General features: G+C 35.7%; 24 protein-coding genes. 20 read left to right on the top strand and 4 right to left on the bottom strand.

Annotated features, from left to right (window positions below; all coding sequences use genetic code 11):
• Positions 1 to 204: 204 nt before the first annotated feature.
• The 3 genes from RKD52_RS22915 to RKD52_RS22905 all read left to right on the top strand — a co-directional run bounded on the left by RKD52_RS22915 (position 205) and on the right by RKD52_RS22905 (position 2,303).
• A complete protein-coding gene (locus tag RKD52_RS22915) occupies positions 205 to 660 on the top strand; it encodes a JAB domain-containing protein (protein ID WP_454101705.1) in 456 nt (151 codons plus the stop codon).
• 106 nt (positions 661 to 766) lie between these two features.
• Positions 767 to 1,309, top strand: coding sequence for a hypothetical protein (locus tag RKD52_RS22910; protein ID WP_454101704.1), 543 nt, complete (start codon positions 767 to 769; stop codon positions 1,307 to 1,309).
• Positions 1,310 to 1,526: 217 nt separating this feature from the next.
• Positions 1,527 to 2,303 (top strand): TerC family protein, encoded by a 777-nt coding sequence (locus RKD52_RS22905; RefSeq protein WP_454101703.1) that lies wholly within the window; start codon positions 1,527 to 1,529, stop codon positions 2,301 to 2,303.
• A 151-nt stretch (positions 2,304 to 2,454) separates the two neighbouring features.
• Here the strand turns inward: RKD52_RS22905 and RKD52_RS22900 are convergent, their stop codons facing one another.
• Together RKD52_RS22900 and RKD52_RS22895 are read right to left on the bottom strand one after the other, a co-directional pair.
• Positions 2,455 to 2,760, bottom strand: a complete 306-nt coding sequence (locus RKD52_RS22900; RefSeq protein WP_454101702.1) for a DUF3243 family protein — start codon at positions 2,758 to 2,760, stop codon at positions 2,455 to 2,457.
• Positions 2,761 to 3,088: 328 nt separating this feature from the next.
• Positions 3,089 to 3,298 (bottom strand): hypothetical protein, encoded by a 210-nt coding sequence (locus RKD52_RS22895; protein WP_454101701.1) that lies wholly within the window; start codon positions 3,296 to 3,298, stop codon positions 3,089 to 3,091.
• A gap of 412 nt (positions 3,299 to 3,710) precedes the next feature.
• Between RKD52_RS22895 and RKD52_RS22890 the strand changes: the two genes are divergently transcribed.
• From RKD52_RS22890 to RKD52_RS22820, 15 genes are all read left to right on the top strand, one after another.
• The gene (locus tag RKD52_RS22890; RefSeq protein WP_454101700.1) at positions 3,711 to 4,715 is read left to right on the top strand and encodes a LacI family DNA-binding transcriptional regulator; all 1,005 of its coding nucleotides are present in this window, start codon (positions 3,711 to 3,713) and stop codon (positions 4,713 to 4,715) included.
• Positions 4,716 to 4,784: 69 nt separating this feature from the next.
• Positions 4,785 to 6,092 carry an ABC transporter substrate-binding protein gene (locus tag RKD52_RS22885; RefSeq protein WP_454101699.1) on the top strand — a complete coding sequence of 436 codons (1,308 nt, stop codon included), beginning with the start codon at positions 4,785 to 4,787 and terminating at the stop codon, positions 6,090 to 6,092.
• Between the two features lie 42 nt (positions 6,093 to 6,134).
• On the top strand, positions 6,135 to 7,082 hold the full coding sequence (locus RKD52_RS22880) for a carbohydrate ABC transporter permease (RefSeq protein ID WP_454101698.1): 948 nt from the start codon (positions 6,135 to 6,137) through the stop codon (positions 7,080 to 7,082).
• Entirely contained in the window at positions 7,079 to 7,933 is an 855-nt protein-coding gene (locus RKD52_RS22875) for a carbohydrate ABC transporter permease (protein ID WP_454101697.1), read from the top strand. The genes RKD52_RS22880 and RKD52_RS22875 overlap by 4 nt, the downstream gene beginning before the upstream one ends.
• A gap of 15 nt (positions 7,934 to 7,948) precedes the next feature.
• Positions 7,949 to 9,091 (top strand): glycoside hydrolase family 88 protein, encoded by a 1,143-nt coding sequence (locus RKD52_RS22870; protein WP_454101696.1) that lies wholly within the window; start codon positions 7,949 to 7,951, stop codon positions 9,089 to 9,091.
• 6 nt (positions 9,092 to 9,097) lie between these two features.
• Positions 9,098 to 10,066, top strand: a complete 969-nt coding sequence (locus RKD52_RS22865) for a hypothetical protein (RefSeq protein ID WP_454101695.1) — start codon at positions 9,098 to 9,100, stop codon at positions 10,064 to 10,066.
• 257 nt (positions 10,067 to 10,323) lie between these two features.
• Positions 10,324 to 11,154, top strand: coding sequence for a 5-dehydro-4-deoxy-D-glucuronate isomerase (gene kduI, locus RKD52_RS22860; RefSeq protein ID WP_454101712.1), 831 nt, complete (start codon positions 10,324 to 10,326; stop codon positions 11,152 to 11,154).
• Between the two features lie 19 nt (positions 11,155 to 11,173).
• Positions 11,174 to 11,953: a 2-dehydro-3-deoxy-D-gluconate 5-dehydrogenase KduD gene (kduD, locus tag RKD52_RS22855; RefSeq protein WP_454101694.1), complete on the top strand. Its 780-nt coding sequence runs from the start codon at positions 11,174 to 11,176 to the stop codon at positions 11,951 to 11,953.
• Positions 11,954 to 12,385: 432 nt separating this feature from the next.
• Positions 12,386 to 13,936 carry an AAA family ATPase gene (locus RKD52_RS22850; protein ID WP_454101693.1) on the top strand — a complete coding sequence of 517 codons (1,551 nt, stop codon included), beginning with the start codon at positions 12,386 to 12,388 and terminating at the stop codon, positions 13,934 to 13,936.
• A 17-nt stretch (positions 13,937 to 13,953) separates the two neighbouring features.
• Positions 13,954 to 14,817, top strand: coding sequence for an HNH endonuclease (locus RKD52_RS22845; protein WP_454101692.1), 864 nt, complete (start codon positions 13,954 to 13,956; stop codon positions 14,815 to 14,817).
• Positions 14,818 to 15,051: 234 nt separating this feature from the next.
• Positions 15,052 to 15,888: a hypothetical protein gene (locus RKD52_RS22840; RefSeq protein ID WP_454101691.1), complete on the top strand. Its 837-nt coding sequence runs from the start codon at positions 15,052 to 15,054 to the stop codon at positions 15,886 to 15,888.
• A 158-nt stretch (positions 15,889 to 16,046) separates the two neighbouring features.
• Entirely contained in the window at positions 16,047 to 17,174 is a 1,128-nt protein-coding gene (locus RKD52_RS22835; protein WP_454101690.1) for a protein kinase family protein, read from the top strand.
• Between the two features lie 366 nt (positions 17,175 to 17,540).
• Positions 17,541 to 18,098: a recombinase family protein gene (locus RKD52_RS22830; RefSeq protein ID WP_454101689.1), complete on the top strand. Its 558-nt coding sequence runs from the start codon at positions 17,541 to 17,543 to the stop codon at positions 18,096 to 18,098.
• 318 nt (positions 18,099 to 18,416) lie between these two features.
• A complete protein-coding gene (locus RKD52_RS22825; RefSeq protein ID WP_454101688.1) occupies positions 18,417 to 18,740 on the top strand; it encodes a hypothetical protein in 324 nt (107 codons plus the stop codon).
• Between the two features lie 20 nt (positions 18,741 to 18,760).
• Complete coding sequence (locus RKD52_RS22820; RefSeq protein ID WP_454101687.1) at positions 18,761 to 19,183, top strand: ABC transporter permease; 423 nt, start codon at positions 18,761 to 18,763, stop codon at positions 19,181 to 19,183.
• 376 nt (positions 19,184 to 19,559) lie between these two features.
• On the opposite strand, the gene RKD52_RS22815 is transcribed toward RKD52_RS22820, so the two are convergent.
• Together RKD52_RS22815 and dcd are read right to left on the bottom strand one after the other, a co-directional pair.
• Positions 19,560 to 20,075 (bottom strand): MogA/MoaB family molybdenum cofactor biosynthesis protein, encoded by a 516-nt coding sequence (locus RKD52_RS22815; RefSeq protein ID WP_454101686.1) that lies wholly within the window; start codon positions 20,073 to 20,075, stop codon positions 19,560 to 19,562.
• Positions 20,076 to 20,100: 25 nt separating this feature from the next.
• Complete coding sequence (gene dcd / locus RKD52_RS22810; RefSeq protein WP_454101685.1) at positions 20,101 to 20,673, bottom strand: dCTP deaminase; 573 nt, start codon at positions 20,671 to 20,673, stop codon at positions 20,101 to 20,103.
• 187 nt (positions 20,674 to 20,860) lie between these two features.
• Between dcd and RKD52_RS22805 the strand changes: the two genes are divergently transcribed.
• Together RKD52_RS22805 and RKD52_RS22800 are read left to right on the top strand one after the other, a co-directional pair.
• Positions 20,861 to 21,253, top strand: a complete 393-nt coding sequence (locus RKD52_RS22805; RefSeq protein ID WP_454101684.1) for a (2Fe-2S) ferredoxin domain-containing protein — start codon at positions 20,861 to 20,863, stop codon at positions 21,251 to 21,253.
• 17 nt (positions 21,254 to 21,270) lie between these two features.
• A complete protein-coding gene (locus RKD52_RS22800; protein WP_454101683.1) occupies positions 21,271 to 22,254 on the top strand; it encodes a CobW family GTP-binding protein in 984 nt (327 codons plus the stop codon).
• Positions 22,255 to 22,347 lie beyond the last annotated feature (93 nt).

Here is a 22,347-nt window from a genome sequence, read left to right as displayed (position 1 = left end):
TATAGGCGCTACTGCATAAAAAACTTTCGGACTAATCCCTTGACCGGATGTCTATGCGTGTTTTTCGTTCTCCTTGCAAAAGGGGAAAAATCATCCCCCTTTGGGGAACATCAGCGCTTCTGATTCAAAAGGGAAGACAGAGACGGCATAGAAGGCAGGAGGAAGGGCCAGGCGTTACAAAACTTAGCAAAGGGGAAATGAAAAATGAACAAACTGGAAGCAATTTTTGAGGTGGTGCGCATCAGACAGGAAATCAGGGAAGCAAAAGAAGAGTTTGCGTCATACAAAATCACGTCACCGATGGATGCTGAGAAGCTTGCGGCATTCTATATAGCTGATGAGGACAGGGAAGTGTTTCTTGTGATGATGCTGAATACGAAAAATGAAGTCATCGGGCTTCACCGCGCATCTGTCGGCAGTTTGAATGCCAGCATCGTTCACCCGAGAGAGGTCATGAAGGCTGCCATTTTAAACAATGCCGCCTCCATCATCGTGAGCCATCAGCACCCGTCAGGGGACCCGTCACCGAGCAGGGAAGACATAGAGGTGACGAGAAGAATAAACGAAGCAGGCAAAACGATGGGCATACAGCTGCTTGACCACATCATTGTCACGCAAAAAGGAGATTACGTGAGCTTGAAAGAGAAGGGGCACATATAAGGCAAAGGGGCTTACGCCCCTTTGATTTTACTGGAATTTACGAAGGGTGAGAAAACGTTCGTTTTCTTTGAATAAAACAGGCATCGAGCCTGTAAAAGGCAAAAACATGAAAACTAATACAACAAAGGATGTGAAAAAAATGGGGATTAAGACATGCCCATACTGCGGAAGCAAGGTCAACAAGATTAAGGAAGAGCTTTTTTACTGCGATTTTTGCGAGATGAGGCTTGCAGGAGACCTTGTGAAAGAAAACCATGAACGCCTGCAGGTTAGGGTAAGGGAATTTGCGGCCGATCATTACGTGAGCAGATCAACGCCTGATCTTATGGGATTATCCAGTTTTGAGCTTTTGCAGCTGCTTAAATTTATCCGGAAAGAAAGAAGCGATATGTATCACCATTTGTCTGTGTTCAAAAGAGCTGAAACTCAGGTTGGGACAGGAGAATTTAAAGATATGGAACAGGAGTCAGGGAAAGAGTATGAGTATCTGACGAGGAAAATGTTCGTGCTTGAGAATATTATTCGTGAACGGCTGGGATATGTGCCGAAGAAGATAACCGAAGCCTATCTGGTTAAGTATATTGAAAACATCAAGAATGATAAAAAGAGTCTTATGACTATACGCAATGAACAGAATGTGAACAGGTGATAAATTGCATTAAAGGATTAAAACATTTAATAAGGAACAGAGAAAATGAAGAAGAAGATATTTTAGTTATGTTTTATTAGGATAAGCATGAAGTTGTGAATTTCAAATAGAGGAGGAGAGGTCAAAGTCATAAGTATGAATATAGAATTATCATTGTCCTCCTAGGAAATACTAAAAGAAGTGTACCTCATATTAGTATTAAATGGAGGATAAGTTGATGGAGTCATTATGGATAGAATATGCGTGGGCATTGTTAATTCTAATAGGATTAGAAGGATTGTTGTCAGCCGACAATGCTCTTGTACTGGCAGTAATAGCAAAGCATTTACCTGAAAATGAGAAAAGAAGAGCGATAAACTATGGCATCTTTATGGCCTTCGCTTTTCGATTTGCGGCGCTTTTTGCCATTTCATTCATTGCAAACGTTTGGCAGATACAGGCGATCGGAGCAGCTTATCTTCTATACCTAGGCTTAAAGCATGTTATTCAAGCTCGATTCGGAAAAAAGAATGAGAACATCCGTAAGGACACTGAAGAGGAAGCCGCCGGAAAAGGATTTTGGCCGACAGTAGGGAAGATTGCGCTTGCTGACCTTGCTTTTGCAATTGATTCAATACTAGCTGCAGTTGCTATTGCCCTTGGTCTTCCAGATTCACCGCTTGACGACTTCGGCGGTATGGACGGAGGACAGTTTCTTGTTGTAGTTATCGGTGGTGTTGCTGGCCTAATCTTGATTAAGTTTGCAGCAACGTGGTTTGTGAAGCTTCTTGAAAAACGACCTGCATTGGAGACAACTGCATATGCAATTGTAGCTTGGGTCGGTGTCAAACTTGCTGTCATAACCCTTGCCCACGAGGATATTGGGGTATTAGATCATGATTTCCCCCATAGTCCAATATGGACTACGGTTTTTTACGGGGTATTAGTCGCTATTGCCCTAATTGGTTGGTTTGGCGGAAAAAAAGTTGTTTCAGATAAACTAGGTCAGGAATAGAGGAAACAAGGCACCTTCTTGGAGAGGGAACCGAAAAGCTAAACCCAATAAAAATAAAAAAAGCACTGCGATTTGCAGTGCTTTAAGTTTGCTTACGTATATGCAGATTTTTATGTTTTGATTTTACAGTACCCATTAAAGAGCCTGGTACTTAATTTACTAGACGCACAAGCAGATGAGCGAGAGCATGCTGTTCATCTTTGTTTCCAACCTTCCACAATTCTTGAAGGAGTTTTTCTTCTGAGTTTCTTGGCTGTTCATGTTCAGCAAGATATCCAGCTACTTTTTCAGCTGCTTTTGCCAGTTGTTCCTCACCCAATCCGAGTTTTTCGCCTTTATGGACCTTATCAGACAGATACTCCTTGAATTTCTCAAAGTCCTGTAACACTCGATCTTTCTTTTCAGAGTCCATGTTTGCTACTTTCTCGTCTACATTGTTCACATTTGTGTTAGCCATTTTTCATTCCTCCTGTAAGTAGGTATATATGAGAAGTACCCTATTACATGGAAAATTAACCCTTAAATTATTATAGGTCACGAGGTTTGTAAGAAACTAATAAGATAGAGAGAATGTCGGTAGCAAAAAAACTTCTGCATAATAATACTGAAAATAAGTGTGTTTTTAGCTGTTTCTTTGGAAATGAAATCATATTAAAAGAAAATGAGTGTCTGAGATAAATGAGGCTGATAGGAGTAGCAGGGAAAATAAGTTGTCTAAAGATTACAGTGCTGTAGGAGAAATATTAAATTCCTGAGACTGCTTCAAAGAATTAAAAATTCATGTTTTAAACTTCCCAGAAATCACTTAATTTAGCTGTAGGTTTGTTCCTCTTAACAATACTCAGAATAATTCTCATGGTTGTGCCATCTGGTTTGTAGATAGGATCGTTTAAAAGTTTTTCAATTTGATATTTTGGAAACCTGCCATTATTTTGTAACCATTGGTTATCAAGATTGTTTTCTTTAATCCATATATTAAGTTTGGACTGATTCACTTTGATGCTCCTCTTTGTATATTTCTAAAACAAGAATACCATAAAGTAAACAATATTTATACAAAGGTTATACGTTCAATGTACGAAAATATCTCATTTGAAAATTCATAATTATTAAGATGATGTGCTGACAGGTTTGCTGTATTAATTACTAGAATGAGATCTAGGATAAGACTAACCCTATGTATATTCAAAAAGAAAAGTGAATAGGGAGTTTAATTAAACGTTTGTTTATGTAATTATGTAGAACGTAATCGCTATACGGATAGAAAGCAAGTACTTACACTGATTGTATTTCTAGACATCTCATCTATAAATGAATGATAGCAGCAAAAGTTTTCAGAAAAATGTTGACAATTATCGTGTGCTCCTTTTAATATGTATTTATGGAAACGTTTCCCGGAGGTATGTAATGTCAAATGAAAAACAACCAACTATCGTAGATGTTGCGAAAAAAGCTCGAGTGGCAATATCTACAGTTTCACGAGTATTAAATGGAACCAGTTATACCAGTGAAGCAACTCGAGAAAAGGTTTTAAAGGCGTGTGAAGAACTTAACTATATCCCTAATTTTGTTGCAGGCAGCCTTAAACGAAAAAAAACAGGTGTCATTGCCTTGCTTGTACCCGATATGACAAATCCTTTTTGGCCGTTAGTTGCAAAAGGAATTGAGGAAGTAATAAAAAAGGCTGGATATCATCTTATTTTGAGCAATACCGCAGGCAAATTAGAAGAAGAAATCGATAATCTTGAAATGCTTCTTAAAAGAAGAGTAGACGGCATTATATGCGCTACTATACATGATAGACATGAGATATTCGAAAAGGTAAAGAGTGTTGTTCCTATGGTTATTGTAGGTAAGGTTGAAATGGATATAGATATGGTCTATGTCAACAGTGTAAAAGGTGGGTTTATTGGAACCGAGTACCTACTCAACCAAAATCACAGAAAAATTGCATTTATTGGGGGACCTGCAGACGGTGTATCTTTTAAAGACAGGATTAAGGGATACAGAACTGCACTTGAAAGTTTTGAAATACAATATAATTCCAATCTTGTTCTTGTTGGGAAGAGCGTAGATTATCTTCCTGCCTTAAATGAAATTAAAGAGCTCCTTAAACAAGAGCCGACTGCTGTCCTTTGCCTAAATGATTTGATCGCCATGAAGACTTGGAGTCATGCTGAAGACCTGGGAATTCGGGTTGGTGAAGATCTTTCGATTATGGGGTTTGATAATTCTCCCTACTCTCAGTTCTTTAAAACTGGACTGTCTTCAGTTGCTCAGCCGGTTGAGGAAAGAGGAAGAATCTCTGCAAGGCTTTTGATAGAACGCATTGAAAATAATCAAGCCGGTGATTTTCAAAGGGTAATCTTACAGCCGGAACTGGTTATCAGAAATTCTATTTGCAAAATCTAAGAGCGAGGATGCTCGCTCTTAGATAATAAACGTTCCTGGAAACGTTTCCACAATTATTAGGAGGTTTTTATGGAAAAATTAGAGCTTCTTAGGAAGGCATTGCCTCTTTTCCTCGCAATCTTATTGATGTCTGGTTGTCAGCCAGATGATAATAAGCCTGCATCTGGTGATCAAAAGATTATATTAACTGTTTGGCATGATAAAGGTGACGATGGCATCAGCTACATCAAAGAATTAAACAAAATCTTTAAATCTACACACCCAAACGTTGAAGTCGTGTCCACTTCTTTCCCTACCAATCAGTGGCAGCAGAAAACATTAGCTTCCATATCCACTAACAATCCACCTGATTTAGTATTTAATGATGCAAGCAGAATTATTGAAATTCAGCAAAACACAAAAGGTTTTATCGATCTAAACAAAACAATTGAGGCATCAGATGGACAAAAATTCATTACAAATGAAGATAGATTCTTTCTTAAAGCCGATGAAAAACTAGTTGTGTATCCTGTCAACAGAACGCTGGCTGGTCTAGGTATACGTAAAAGCTGGCTTGAAAATGTAGGAGAAGGTTTTCCTGAGACTTGGGACGATTTTGTCAGAGTGGGTGAGAAATTCACCACTGGTGATCCAGACCGCAATGGGCAAAACGATACGTCTGGATTTATTATGCACCTTGGTGTTGATCCAGGCCAAATGTTTAGCCTCTTTATAAATGGAAGCGGTAACAATGATGTTTGGCTTAAGGAGGGACCAACTCCGACGGTTGCAGATAATCATTTAGAAAGATTCACTCAAATATCTAGCCTTTATACAAAACACAAAGTAATGCCAAAGGATGCTGTTACACAGGATTTTGCAGACATGTACAAAGTGATTGAGAGCGGTACAGTAGGAATGTTTCGGGTCGGAAACTGGAATGTGAAAAAGTGGGATGAAACCCCAGTATTGAAAGATGATTATATAGTCGGTCCATTTCCAAAGATGAATCCAAAAGACAGTAATAATTTCGTCCAGTTAAATGTGAGAGGGTTTGCAGCTACCAACAAGTCTCCTCATCAAAAAGAATCAAAAGAGTTTCTAAAATTTTTATTATCAGAGGAAGCTCAAAAACTCAGTTTTAAGTATTTTTCTTCAAGTATCAGATCTGATTTAGAATTAGAAACTTCGAACACGCTAACCCCTTTTTATTCAACAGACAATAATATCGTAGCAACAGATACTCATTTTTCAAGATATGACTACTACAGGAATATGAATGAAAAGTATGAACAGATGCTAGCAGAACTTGTTAACAGTAAACCTGAAAATGTCAAAGAAATAATCCAACAAGGATCTCAGAACATTAAGAAAGTCATTGAAATAAGGAAAAACTAAGCTTTTTGGAAACACAAAGTGATTTCGAGTGGGGTGATAGACATGGAGCCGAAAATTGTTAAAAGATCTCTAAACTCAACATTCAAACCAAGTTTAAGAGGAAATTCTTCAAAAACGCTGGGAGAAGTCAGGCAAAATAAGATACTATACCTGTTTATGCTCCCATTTTTATTAATTACATTAATATTTGGGATTTGGCCTGTTGCAGAAAGCATATTACTTTCCTTTGTAGACTCATCTACAGCACTTACTGAAAACCGGAAATTCATTGGTTTGGATAATTACTTCATTATTTTTAATGACAGCTACTTTATTAAATCCTTAGTTACAACCATTCAATATACAGCTCTTTCTGTGCCTTTAAATATAATACTGGCATTAGGGATTGCTATCCTGCTGACTAAGGTTAAGTTTGGCGGCCTATTCTTTAAAGTAGCAATTTTTACGCCTGTTATTGTCCCAGATGTTGTAGGCGCGATAATTTGGAGGTGGTTGTTCAATAACGATGTGGGTATCGTGAACCAGCTGCTTAAATGGGTTGGCTTAGAACCAGTAGGCTGGTTAACTGATAGTGGGATTGTTATCTTTACGCTATTGATTGTAGAGCTTTGGAAACATATAGGTTTATATACGATTATATTTCTGACGAATTTTCAGTACATCGATAAATCTAAATATGAAGCATCTTATATTGACGGGGCGAATAAGTGGCAGCGCTTCTGGTACATCACATTACCAGAATTAAAACCTGCATTAATACTAAACTCAATTTATGCACTGATCCAATTCTTGAAAACCTTTACAGTCGCGCTCATTATGACTCAGGGCGGTCCAAATTATTCAACTAACTTTGTATCCTACTATGCCTATCAGAAGTTCAGCACCTTGCAATATGGAGAAGCAACAGCTATGGCGACCGTACTATTTACAGTTGTTGTTTTGGTAACAGTGTGCATGTATTCCGTTACGAGAAATAGAGGTGAAGCATGATGATTAACAAAACCAGCAGGGTTGGCATGATATCAACATATTTTATTTTGACGCTAATCTCTTTACTTATGATTTATCCTTTTGCTTGGATGATTATTAGTTCATTTAGGCCGTCTAGCGATATTCTGACTTCACCATTTAGGATAGACATTTCATCTCTTACACTTGAAGCATATGAAAAAATCGCTTTGCTTGGAGGAGTATCAATTTGGAAGTATGTGTTTAACAGTTTGATTATTACTTTGTTTGCAACACTTCTGATCATTATTGTAACTTCTCTAGGAGCATATGCAATATATCGTAAACCCACTTTACCAGGATTTAAAATTTTGGAAAATGGATTTTTATTAAGTATCATGTATCCTGCAGTTTTACTGTTGATTCCTCTTTACGTAATATCTTTTAAACTCGAGCTACTCGGTACTTACAAAGGAATCATCTTCATCTTAGCAGGGGGAGCCTGGGGAGGGGCATTACCTTTTTTCCTATTCAGACAATTCTTTGCGAAGATTCCGCAGGAAGTAATTGAGGCTGCTGAAATCGATGGTGCGAGTGAGTTCAGGATTTTGCGGCGGATAGTTGTACCCCTGGCCATGCCAGTTTACGCTACTGCAACTTTAATAACCTTTATGTTGACATGGGGATTATGGCTGCCGGTTTTGGTGATTTCCAACGATACCAATACGTATACACTGGCAACTGCTTTAGTTAACTTAAATTCTGAATTAGGCATTGATTTTCAATCTACCATGGCTTTATCAACTCTGGTAACCGTCCCCATTGTAATCATTTTCCTACTCACTCAAAAACGAGTGATGGAAGGAATAAGTGCTGGAAGCGTAAAAGGCTGAGAGGAGGAATTAATAATGAATTTAACTAATGATACAGAAAATGTATATGAAATCTTGCCCTTCTTACATAATAAAATGTTGGAGAATTCAAGGGTAATAGCAAATAATTTTCCACACTATACAGAAAATGCAAAATATACTTATAGGAATGATGGGTTTTGGACTTCTGGTTTTTGGCCAGGCCTAAACTTACTTGCCTATCAGTACTATAAAAATACTATCTTCTTGGAAACACTAGAAAGTTGTTTTGAGCACTTGGAGAATTTGCTGATTCAAGAAAATATCCTTGATCATGATATTGGTTTCATCTACATCCCAACTTTCCTTGGGCATTATAAACTTACTGGAAACGAAAATAGTAAAAGAATCGCTTTAACAGCTGCAAGGATGCTAAAGGAACGTTTTAATCGCAAAGGCAAATTCATTCGGGCATGGAATGATTGGGATGATGATACACCTGACTTCAGAGAAGAGAAAAAAGGGAAGGTCATTATCGACAGCTTAATGAATATTCCGCTGCTTTTCTGGGCTTATGAAGAAACAAATGAGTTAGATTTTTATGTTGTGGCAAAAGAGCATGCAGAGACAGTAATGACTTATTTGGTAAGAGATGACTATTCAACTTACCACACTTTCAATTTTGACCCCAAGACTGGTGTTCCTTTAGCAGGGAGGACCCAGCAGGGCTTTTCTGATGAATCTTGTTGGAGCCGGGGGCAGGCATGGGGTATTTACGGCTTTGCTTTGGTCTACCAATATACGCAAGAAAAGAAGTTTTTGGATGCTTCAATGAAACTAGCAGATTATTTTATTAATCGTCTTCCAGAAGACAATGTACCTGTTTGGGATTTCGATGCCAAGGATAGCAAGTCTGTTAAAGACTCATCATCAGCTGCAATTGCCTCTAGCGGTCTCCTTCTGATCAGCACATTATTAGAGGATGAAAATAATCAGTATTACTCAAACGCAATAACTATTTTAGAATCGCTTAAATCAGACTACCTCTCCTGTGACTTATCTTTTGATGCATTGTTAAATCAGGGCTGTTCAGACCTACCTAGAGGTGCTGGCATCAACAGTGGAATCATCTATGGAGACTACTTCTTCTTTGAAGCGCTGCTTAAGCTGAAAAACATTAACTCTTTCTTTGAAAGGTGAGGAATCATGATGGAATCATTCATCGATCTTCTTTATTTATATGTTAAAGAAAGATCAGTCTCAGGAAAGCCCGGCTATTTTAAACGAAACAGTAACATTGGAACTGATGTATATGCGACTTGCGATGTGGTAAATATTTTATACTCCATTAACAAGCTAAGTTTAACTTCTGGAGAAAGAGGTGAACTCGCAGCTGCAATAAACAGTTTTCAAAATCCTATCACAGGACAATACGAAAAAAGTGATCACCGAAGCGAATATCATTCTACTGCTATGGCTGTCTCTGCTTTAAAGCTACTGGGGGAAAAACCAAAGTATCCTACTTCCTTCTTACATGAACTTAAGAATATGAAAGCAGTGAAAGAATGGCTAAAAACAAGAGACTGGGAAATAAATCCTTGGAACGGCTGTGGGCATGACGTGCCGGCTCTCATGTCAATTTTCTCAAATCTACAAACTGTAGATGCGAAGTGGTTTCATGAATTGTTTAACATACTGGATGATATTCAGAGCGAAAATACCGGAATGTGGCCAAAAGAAACGAACAATAACAATTTGCATATTAGTCATCTCGGATCTGCTTTTCACTTTTATTTCATGTATGAACATTATAAGCGTCCGATCAACTTTGCTGATGAGATTATCACTTCGACCCTGCACCTTCAAAATGAAACTGGAAGCTGGTTTGATACATGGCCAGCTGGATTCATTGACCTGGATGCAACCTATACACTTTCTAGATTATCTCGTTTTAATCCGACTCTTCGTGAGAAAAGTTTAGATGCCCTAACAAGAAACTTAGACTATACTCTTTCGAAACTTCAGCAGATAGAAGCAGTTGATAGTCTCTTGGAAGACACTCATAATACCTTGGGGACTTTGCAGAACGTTGCAGTTTTGCAAGAGGTGTTTCCTGAAATGGTGGACGTACATCCACAGTTAAAATTGGTCTTGAATTACTCGCCTTTCATATAGTGAGGAGGTATTCAATTGTATGCTCCAAGCAACAATACATTAAAAAAATATGCAGTTCTAATATTTGTTCCCTTTTTTGTGCTATTCCTTTTTAAGTATTATCAGTCAGGTTTTTCGCATGTCTTAGCAAGATACTCTTTCATTATTTGCCTTCTTACTGGTACTTCTTATGTAATAAGGAACTCTTGCAAAAAGGAAACTTGAGTTATTAGTACAAAATAAATCAATAAAAAATAATTTAAAAAGAGGGTTTTATGATGAAAACACGTTATGCAAGTCATCCGGAAGATATTAAAAGATATACGACCGAACAATTAAGAGACCAATTTCTTGTTGAGAGTATATTTGAATTGAATAAAGTTCAACTAACTTATACTCATGTAGACCGTATGATTTTTGGCGGTGTTATGCCAGGTGATAAGGAGCTTACTCTTTCCCTTTCAAAAGAACTGGGAGTAGATTATTTCCTTGAACGCAGGGAAATGGGAGTAATTAATATTGGAGGGGAAGGAAGCATCAGTCTTGATGATACTGAGTACGAAATGAACTGCAGAGATGGACTGTATATCGGGAAAGGAACAAAATCTATCAACTTCCGTTCAAAAGATAAAAATAATCCAGCTAAATTTTATATTAATTCAGTACCTGCCCATCACACGTATCCTACTGTAAAAATTGATATAAATAATATTGAACCACTTCGATTAGGTGAACCAAGTCAACTAAATCAACGTGCAATCTACCAATATGTACATCCAAATGTCTGCAAGAGCTGCCAGCTTCAACTTGGTTTAACAATGCTTGAGCCAGGAAGCTCATGGAACACAATGCCTTGTCATACTCATGAACGCAGAATGGAAGTTTATTTATATTTTGATATGGCTCCAGAAACTCGTGTCTTTCACTTTATGGGACAACCAAATGAAACTAGACACTTAGTCATGAGTAATGAACAAGCTGCAATTTCTCCAAGCTGGTCTATCCATTCTGGAGTCGGAACCAGTAATTATACATTTATTTGGGGTATGTGCGGAGAAAACATTACGTATGAAGATATGGATCCTGTGAAAATGGAAGATTTAAAATAAGAGTTTAGGAGTGAATAAATTGGATAATTTGCTTGATTTCTCACTAGATTTCTTTCGGTTGGATGGGAAAGTTGCGATTGTAACAGGTGGCAATACCGGATTGGGTCAGGGGTATGCAGTAGCTCTAGCTAAGGCAGGAGCTGACTTATTTATCGTCACTCACGGAACGAATTGGGAAGAGACTGAGTCGTTGATAAAAAAAACTGGCCAAAAAGCAGTGTTTTTTCAAGCGTCATTAGAAAAAAGAGAAAATTCGAGAAAAATTATTGATGTTTGTTTAGAAACATACGGGAAAGTAGACATTCTTGTAAATAATGCCGGGACCATTCGAAGGTCGCCTCTTCTTGAATACAAAGAAGAAGACTGGGATACAGTAATAGAACTAAATTTAAATTCCACCTATTTCTTAAGCCAAGAAGCTGCAAAGGTTATGGTTGAACAAAAGAGTGGAAAGATTATCAATATAGCATCCATGTTAACGTTCCAGGGTGGAAAATTTGTTCCGGCATATACTGCCAGCAAACATGGAGTAGCAGGAATTACAAAAGCATTTGCTAATGAACTTGCTGCTCATAATATACAAACAAATGCTATTGCACCAGGGTATGTTGAGACGAAAAACACTGCTCCTATCCGTGAAGATGCAAAGCGTAACAGTGAGATTTTAAACAGAATACCTGCAGAAAAATGGGGTAAACCATATGATTTGATGGGGACTGTTGTATTTTTGGCAAGTCAGGCCTCTGATTACGTCAATGGGCATGTACTAACAGTAGATGGCGGCTGGTTGGCAAGATAACTTGAAATTTTTAGAAGTCTGTTTCCGAATAGGAACAGGCTTTTTATTTTTTATTATTTCATTTCTTTTTTTCGTTCGTTTAAGCATAAAATCATTATTCGAAACGTTCTTTATTTTACATACACTTTTTCGAATGGATTTAATAGAACTAGAGAAAGAAAAGGGAGAGGTGTAGTTAGAAAATTTGGTTACATACGAGTAAGCAGCAAGGATTAAAATGTGGACGGCAGCTTCAAACAATGCCAGAAAATGATTAAACGAAAGAAAAATTTTCTTTAGTCCATTTAAATGTTGAATGTAAATTGGAAACTAAAACAATTATTTAATAATATAGGAAATTATAGTAATTAAGTGTAAAGTAATATATGAATAAAAAAAGTCAAATTAACGCTAGTTTAATGGTGTTTTGATTCCAAGAGGAGGATATTTAAATTGTTATTTGAAGTTAGGGAGCCTGGATTTGATCCAGCAAGCGAAAATCCTAATGATGAGACGGTTTATTTAATAAAAGACAATTGGAATGATTGGTACGATTATAAAACTTTGTTCAAGTTAGTATATAAAAATGAATATGGGATAAAGAATATTGGAGAAATAAAAATCGGTGAATTTGGGATGAAGCCAGATCAAACTAAATATGTATCTCCTAATATACCAGATTCGTTTCCATTATTAGGCGAACAATTTTTTTCATTGGGACAAGATGTTAGCTATTATAAAAACCTTAACGAACTAGGAGAAGATCTACGATTTGAAATTTTAGGTAAGTTAAAAGATGTTGCACTTAATAATTCACTTTTTAATAATGCGTTGGATGAAGACGTAATGGGTCGTTCGCTTTTAAGATCGGTAAGTCGAACTTCTGTTCGAGGGCAATTCAGGAGACTAGCATTCGGGGATTCAAGTTTAACACCTTATAAGTTTACATATATAACTCCTGGGGAGGATTCCGTAAATGAATTAATATTTGAAGTGAAACCAGATTCTACCCCTCCATCAAATGTTCACATTTTAATTGGACGTAATGGAGTAGGTAAAACACACATTCTCAATAATATGATTAAATCACTAGTATTATCTAATCCTAACGAGGATTACGGAAAATTCCATTCAAAACTTGAGGAAAATAATCAAGAAATCTTTGCTAGTATTGTTTCTGTTTCATTTAGTGCTTTTGATCAAACTAAACCACTTCCACAACAAGAAGATAATTCAAAGGGTATGAAATATTCATATGTAGGATTACAACAACAGGTTTCAACAGATAATGAAATTTCAGATGATAATACGCTTGATGTTAAAGAGCAAGAACAATCCTATCCTAAAAATGTAAAAATGCTAGGAAAAGAATTTTCTGAAAGCTTAAGAGCGATAATAAAAGCTTCAAAAACGATAAGGTTAAGAATGGCTTTACGTACGCTTGAAGCAGATCCAGTTTTTAAAGATATAGGAATTTCGGATATTGTCTTTAGAAAAAATATTAGAAAAGCAAGAAAGGTTTTTCAAAAACTTAGCTCCGGTCACAAAATAGTATTGTTAACTATAACAAAGCTTGTAGAGACTGTTGAAGAACGTACATTGGTAATAATGGATGAACCTGAAGGCCATTTACATCCTCCGTTGTTAGCTGCTTTTACTCGTGCATTATCAGATTTATTAAAAACTAGAAACGGAGTAGGTATAATAGCGACACACTCTCCAGTAGTACTTCAAGAAGTACCGAAAAGTTGTGTATATATTATTAATAGGAGTAATAGAGAAGTTTCGATAGAAAGACCTGAAGTTGAAACTTTTGGAGAAAATATTGGGACTTTGACAAGAGAGGTATTTGGACTTGAAGTAACTCAAACAGGTTTTCATAAACTACTATCTGATGCGGTTGAAGAAATCGGAGATTTTGACTCGACTATTGATTATTTTAATGAAGAACTCGGGATGGAGGCTCGCGCCATCATAAGAGCACTTTTATTATATAGGGACTGAGAGGACAGAATTGACCTATGAGAAAATTGAAGAAACCAAAGGATCTACCGCTGGATGTTTTGTTAACTTGTATAAGTAACTACGAAAATTCGGATTTGAAAAATCGAATGAAGTCGATTGGTCACAAAATTGTTGAGGATTCTGAGATATTTGAACAAAAAGTAAAAAGTAAAGAACTCCATACACTTGAACCACATGATGGTATTTTAGGTATTGTTACCACACAGGAAATGAAAAATGTTTACAATGATAAATTTGCTAAAAAAGGACAACCTGGTCGTGATATTTACGATAGAATTCTAAATACACCAATTCTTAAAAAATGCCCACTTTGTGGCATTAGAGTGGTTTCAACACTTGATCACCATCTTCCCAAAGCTAAGTATCCATCTTTATCTGTTACACCAATAAATTTAATACCCAGTTGCTTTGATTGCAACAAAACTAAAACCGCAACTAGACCATTGACTGCTGAAGAGGAAACTCTACACCCATATTATGATGATATCGAGGATGATTTATGGTTAAAAGCAGAAGTTATAAATAATATTCCAATTGCTTTTAAATTTTACGTGGAAAAAGCAACTAACTGGGATGAGTTGAAATTTAGACGTGTAAAAAATCACTTCAAAACTTATAAACTTGGTCCACTTTATAGTATTTTTGCAGCCGAAGAGTTTTCTATACGAGATTTAACCTTAAACCGAATATTTGATAATGCAGGCTCAAAGGAACTAAAACTTCAGCTTAAGGACTACGCTGAAAGTGCAGAAAAGATTCACTTGAATTCGTGGCAATCAGCAATGTATCGTGCTCTAGAGAACAGTAATTGGTACACCAAAGAATATTTCCTCCTTGATCAACAGAAAAAAGCATACTAAATGCAGGTGAAAAACTTTATTTATTAAAAAATTTAAGGAACAACTATATTGCTGTGCCTAAAGTTAAATTCATGACAAATCGTCTCTCACTACAAAGGGGAAGAATCATCTCACTTTGGAGAATTTTCTTGCCAAGCTTATTGATTAAATATATGTTAATGCTAATATTGGGGGTGGAAATATATTACAATATTTGCTATTAGAAAATCAGTATATGGAGTTGATAATAACATAATGGAGGAATTATTAATTCTCTTTATTTTTCTTTTAGTAATAATTATTGCTCTACTTATGGGATACTTTGTAACGAAAAAAGTATCCCCCTATATGGATTCATTAGGTAGAAAACTTTCTTTATGGATGTTAAGTAAAATAAAAACTAAGCATAAAATAGTACTTATAATAAGTGAGAGCATTTATATAATAATCCTATTATTTACTCTTTACGGAGTTTTAAGTATTCCATATTCACAAGAATGGAAAAATTATCTTCAGTCTTTTGTTATCCTTTTAACTTATTCTCTTTTTTTAATTATATTTACACCATTCATATTTGAATTAAGAAAAAAAATAAGCAGTAAAGTAGGGACGTTAAAGTTCGTAAGTATTTTAAACAATAAAATAAACAAAGAAAACTATATTATAAACAGATTTTTTTTATTATTTGGAAGAACGGGTTTAGGACTATATATTTATATTATTACAATTATAGTGTTACTTTCTGTGATTAATGAACTGCAAGAATTACCGTATCAAGCATACTATATTTTCCTAATTCTTATTCCAATTGGATTAGCAATTTGGGTAAACATTACTTCATTTGATAAAACATCTCAAAATTTGAGGAGGATTTTAGTCTATTTTCTACTCTTTGGGATTACTATTGTTAAAAGTTTTTATGATTTTAAGATATTATTAGATTTAGAGAAAGCAAACCCTTTTAATGATTATTTAATATTGTTGTTATTATCTATTTTTGTAGCTCTTGACAGATTAGCCAAAAGTATTTTTGATGATTACCATGACCACATGAAGTTTAAAAAAAATGAGGAAAACTGTGATGTAAACTAATATTACCTTAAACCTCATTTATAAAAAAAGATTTTACCGCATTACTAGTATAAATTAAGAGGAAGTGTGAATTAATAGAATTATTAAAATAATATTGATGCGAATAATACCAATTTATAGTAAGATAATTTAAAAAAGTGAATTGGAAGTGTAGATAGATGCTCAAACCAGGTACTATAGTAGAATTTGATAGGATAAAGCAATTTGTTCACGTCAAGTCTTTAGGGCAAGGTGGAACTGGTGATACACACCTTTTTAAGGATGAAACTACTGATATGTATTTTGCATTCAAAAAATACGCACCAAAAGACTCCAACTATATAGATGAGAATTATGTACGTTTTGTAGAGGAAATTAAAATTTTGTTTAAGATATCTCACCCTAATATTGTAAGGGTATACAATTACTACTTGTACCCTGAGAATAAATTAGGTTACCTGCAAATGGAATATATTGAAGGAGTTTCAATTGCCGATTTTGATCCGATTTTTTCGAATAAAGATTGGGGAGAAATTTTCACTGAAACAATTGCGGCGTTTCAATATTTAGAATCTAATAATATATTACATAGGGATATTCGCCCAGCAAATATTATGATAGACAAACATGATAATGTTAAGGTGATTGATTTCGGTTTTGGAAAAAAATTAATAGGACGGGATCAGGATGGAAGAAGTGTTCTTTTAAACTGGCCAGTAACACAGTTGCCAAATGAAACAGCCGATGAAGGAATATACAACCATCAAAGTGAAATTTACTTTGTTGGAAAATTATTTAGTAGTATTATTGGTGATGATCTTACTAATTTTAAGTTTAAGCATATTATCGACAAGATGAATCAATTAAATCCTCATGATAGATATGCCTCATTTCATGAAATTTCAGTTACTATTTCTCAGGGAGTACTTGGAGAAATAAACTTTACAGAAGATGAAAAGATTTTATATAGGAATTTTGCAGATATACTTTCAAATTTTATTTTAAAACATTTAAATCGGTATGAGCCTGTGAATGACCCTAATGTAACAATAAATAGATTAGCTACTCTAATACGAAATAGTTCTCTTGAAACTTATATTCAGGACAATAGTCAATTAATAAATTGCTTTGTTAATAGTAGTTATGAATATACACGAAGAAACGATATTCCACTTTCATTAGTAATTGAATTTTATAAACTATTACAACGATTAGTCTCTTATAAACAAAAAATAATGTTAGATAATATAAATAACAGATTATCTAATATAAAAATAGAAATAGACTTAGATGATTTACCTTTTTAAAAAGTAAGGGTAATACCATTGCTTTTTACAGAGAAGTTATCCAATTGGATAACTTCTCTTATTTATTCATTAAATAGAATAAATAAGTTTTAGAATATCTTAGCTGTTAATACCATTTAGAAATAAGAAGTGAAGATTTTAATTATTTATAAACTTTAAACGATCGTATACTTCATATTTTTTAAAATTCACCTCGAGTTCATTGTACAAAAAACGGTCGTTTTTGTTACAAGAATAGTATCATTATAAAAACATCCATAAACTCAGGAAATGGTTGTAACAAAAATATGTAACAAAATAAAATGTAACAATATGATAATTTTATAGTTTTTGATACAATAGAATAAAAAAAGGAGACATGACCTGGTGAAATTTGGATATATGCGTGTGTCAACAATGGATCAGAATCTCGACAGACAAAAAAGTCAGTTGGAAGATTCAGGATGCCAAAGGATTTTCTTTGAAAAAGTTACTGGAACGAAAAGAGACCGACCTGAACTGAATAGTATGCTCGAGTTTTTAAGAACGGGTGATGAAGTGGTAGTTACAGATCTTACCAGGTTATCTAGATCGACAAAGGACCTCATTGAGATTACTGAGAAAATATCCCAAAGAGGTGCTCACCTGAAAAGTTTGAAAGAAGCATGGCTGGATACAACAACGGCTCATGGAAAAATGCTTTTTACCATTTTTGCAGGAATCGCTCAGTTTGAACGTGACTTGACTTCTGAACGTACGAAAGAGGGAATCCTTGCTGCAAGAAAGAGGGGAAAGCATCCGGGAAGGCCTAAAGCTGATACTGAAAAGATACAATATGCGCTCTATTTAATAGAGCAGGGAATTACGCAGATGGAAGCTGCTGAAAAGGCTGGAATTTCTCGTATGACACTTTATAGAAAAATGCAAGAACTACAGCTGAAATAAATACGATGTATATAGCTATATATAATAGTAGAAACTCGTCTAGAAGAACACGTTCCAAAGACGAAATCAATGTGAACCAACCTAAATGGGTTGGTCTTTTTTTGTCGGGAAAATTGATAAGGAGTCTGCTTACAGCTGAATAGAAAAAGAGTGCTTCGGTTCAGAGGTGTCCTACAGGAAATAGTAAAGTAATCAGTTAAAATAGTGTGCTTTTTCATTAATGTAATTTAAACAGGATGTTGGATAATTGTGATAAAATGGAAATATCAGTTATTCCATTAAAGCAGGATTGTGGAATAAGAAATTTTGGAGGTGCTTATGTTTACATACGATTCATTCGAAACCTTAGGAGCATTCACGTTATTAAGACCTATCTATGTCACGTTTATTATTACGGCTTTGCTTATGTTTTTTATCATCATTTTTCCTAAAATAAAGCTGGCTAGTGGTCTATCTGTAGTGGGATTATCAATAGTATCGGTAATTGCATCTGCACAATTGCTTTACTACGACGCAATAATTGTAGATGAACTTGGTTTAGGAGGAGATGTAGTTACTACCTATATGTTCTTAGTAATTTTAATCCTCGGATTCGTTAACCCAATCACCTTTTATATACGACGTAAAAACCTAACGAATTAATCTTCTGTAAATGGGAGCGATTGCTTAACAAAGTGTCTCCTTTTCTTATTGAAGAATCGGGCGAGATTTTTGAAAAAGGGTTTATCCTAAAAATATCTGAAGGAGATGCTTATATGAGTGGTGATGGAGTAATATGGAGCGTATTATTCTTGAGTCTAATAGTTTTAAATATCTTAGCTATAACTTTATACAAGAAAGAAAAAATGCCTTTATGGGGGTCTGGTTTAATTATTGGAATTCTAGGACCAATAATTGCTTTTATATCGGGCTCTGTTTTTGTAAAGGTTGACCACAGTATGGGTGGAGACGGTGTAGGAGCAGCCTTTGGAGCTGCTTTCATAGGTATAGTCATCGTGAGTAATGGAATACTCTATCTCATTATCGGTATCATTTCCGTGATTAAGAATTTCATTAGACAACGTAATTTAAACCAGTCAAGATAGAAAAAACAATAGTTTTTCAATAATAGGGGGCTTTAATGGAAGAAGAAAAAAGGAACTTTGATATACTGCTGAAGTTCCTTTTTTTGCTGTTTTGTTAATACCGGTTAATAAATGGCAGTATGAATAGCACCTTAATCATAAGGACTTTGCTGCTAAACAAAGTTCTGCTAATTGCTATGAGACTTGATAGGTTAAATATGAGTAGTAACTACAAGTTACTCTATTAAAAAGCATACCAGCTTTCAAACGAACTTGTTAATAAAAGAATTCTAATTTTTGATTGGAAAAAATCCAACAATGAACAAGTACTAATCTTTGACTTGAACATGATAGAGTGTGGGTCGCAAGCGATAGACAATGGATGGTGTTTTGGGACTTAGTTGATATCCTTTCTGATTTCCCTGACGATGTGAGTGATTTCCAATAGAATGATTTTTTCCATGGCGAGAGAAACCGAACCGGTGGATCCAGGCATGGAGAAAACAGCCGTGTTTTTTGCGATCCCGGCAGTTGCTCTACTCATAATTGCAGCAGATCCGATATCTTCTGTATAGCTCAGCATACGGAATATCTCACCAAACCCTGGGAGCTGCTTTTCAATTAAACTTTCGACGACATCAATGGTTACGTCACGTTTCGCTACACCCGTTCCTCCATTCAACAATATCACATCAATTTCTCTGTCTAAACATCCTGCCATGACTTCTTTATAGATGGCTGCAAAGTCATCTATCACAATCTGATAATCCCGAATTGAATGTGACCTTTTCTGAAGCATCTCAATGATTAATTGACCACTTTTATCGGTCTCTTTCGAACGAGTGTCACTGACTGTAATGACTTTGCAAATTATATTTTTAGGTGCTTCAAGTTTATGTTGGGTAACACTCATTACCTATTCTCCTCTCATAAAGTATTTAATCAAACTCTTTAAAAGATTTTGGACGATTCAAAGACGAATGACTTTCCTCATCAAGATAAATACGACTTTGAACGGCCATATTCTGTCGATTATACTTACCAGAATAAGCAGGGCTTTCCTGATCAAGTTCGGCTAATACGAGTTGACATATCCTTCTACCAGCAATTAATTCAATTGGAACTTGGTTCGCATTGTATAATTCAAGGGTAATACGACCTTCGAAGCCAGGATCCACCCATCCTGCATTTTGGATAAATAATCCAAGTCTCCCGATAGAACTTCTCCCTTCGACAAAAGCCGTTAGATTATTAGGAAGCTTAACCCACTCTAGTGTCGTACCCAGAATAAATCCATTGGGAGGAATCAATATCTTTTCTTCATAAAACTCTTTATAGGCAGCTTCTTTTTCCAATGATAGGCAAGAAACTGATGTTTCATCGATCGCTAAGAAATGGTTTCCAAGGCGAAGATCGATTGAAGCTGGCTGAAGTTGAGAATTAGTTAATGGTTGAACCTCCAACTTTTTTTCGTTCATCTTTTGTTGAATGGTTGCACAAGAAAGAATCATTTATAGGTACCTCCAAATGTTATTAAGGGGAAAGGAAATACACACCCCTTGCAAAACGTAATGATTACGATTTATAATGGTGATTATAATTTATCATTTCATTTAGATTTGGACAAGTACTTTTACCGATTCCGATGGAGAGAGCGACTATTTGATTTAATCTGAAAGAAATAGAAGGAGGAGCACTATGGCGACTTGGGATTTAACCAATACAAAGCATCATTTATTATTTTGCAACGGGAGCAGTTGCAATCAAGCAGGCGCAGAGGAGCTAACTCAAGCCATCCGCAGGGAAATTTCTGAAAGAGAAATGGATGATGTCATTCACACTACACGAACACGTTGCAACGGAAGGTGCCATGATAGGTGTGTGGTCATCGATTATCCAAAAGGAACCTGGTATAAGGATTTAAAACCGGAAGATGCTTCCCCGTTCATTGATTCTCTCCTTGTCAATGAGGATTATATAGAAAAAGTAAGCCACACCGTTCACGATCAAGGGTTTAAGCGTTCTGACGGCATTAGTTCTGGTGTATCTAAGGACAAAGAACGAGTAATGAAAGTTTCAAAAACATTGTAAAAGAAGGAGCAAAAAAAGTGATTAATCCAAACAAAATCCCTGTAACGATCCTGACCGGATATTTAGGTGCAGGAAAAACCACGCTTTTAAACCGTATTTTAACAGAAAAGCATAACCAAAAAATTGCAGTCATTGTCAATGAGTATGGAGAAGTTGGGATAGATAATCAGCTTGTCGTCGATGCAGATGAAGAAATCTTAGAAATGAACAATGGGTGCATTTGCTGTACAGTTCGTGGAGATTTAATTCGTATCTTACGGACTCTTGTGTTTTCCATGGAACAAGGTCAAGTGAAGTTTGACCGTGTATTAATTGAAACTACCGGCTTAGCTGATCCTGCACCTGTCGCTCAGACATTCTTTATGGATGATTTACTCTCTAAGAATTTTGAAGTGGACAGTATTATTACCGTGATAGATAGAAAGCATATTACGATGCATTTGGATGGCCATGATGAAGCTCAAGAACAAATTGCTTTCGCTGATGTAATGATTTTAAATAAAACAGATTTGGTATCAAAAGACGATTTGAGTACGTTGGAACGAAGAATTATTAAGATGAATCCTGCAGCTAGACGGCTTCACGCCCAAAATTGCAATATCGAGTTAAAAGATATCTTAGGCATTAATACGTTTGATCTGAATCGCAAGCTTGAAATTGACCCCCACTTTTTAGAAGACCATCACCATCACCATCATGATGATAAGGTTTCATCCATTGCCTTTAGGGAAGAGAAACCTCTGGATTTCGAGAAAGTAAACAGGTGGATGGCTTATCTTGTACGTGAAAAGGGACAAGATCTTTTGCGTTACAAAGGTATTCTTCATATTCACGGAAGTGAACAACGACTCGTTTTTCAGGGTCTCCATATGTTGTTTTCTGGGCATCCTGATCGGAAATGGAGAGAGAACGAAACAAGAGTCAGTGAGCTCGTTTTTATTGGGAAGGACTTAAATAAAGAAGAGTTAGAAGAACAATTTAAACGATGCATAGCAAACTGAAATTGCTAGCCAAGAGATTGTGAGTATACTTGAAAAAATAAGCTCTAGGATGTAATAACTATAGAATTTCAGCTGACTATCAAACACTAAGGA

It is taken from the genome of Metabacillus sp. SLBN-84 (assembly GCF_053629595.1).
This window is presented reverse-complemented; position numbering and strand designations above follow the sequence as displayed.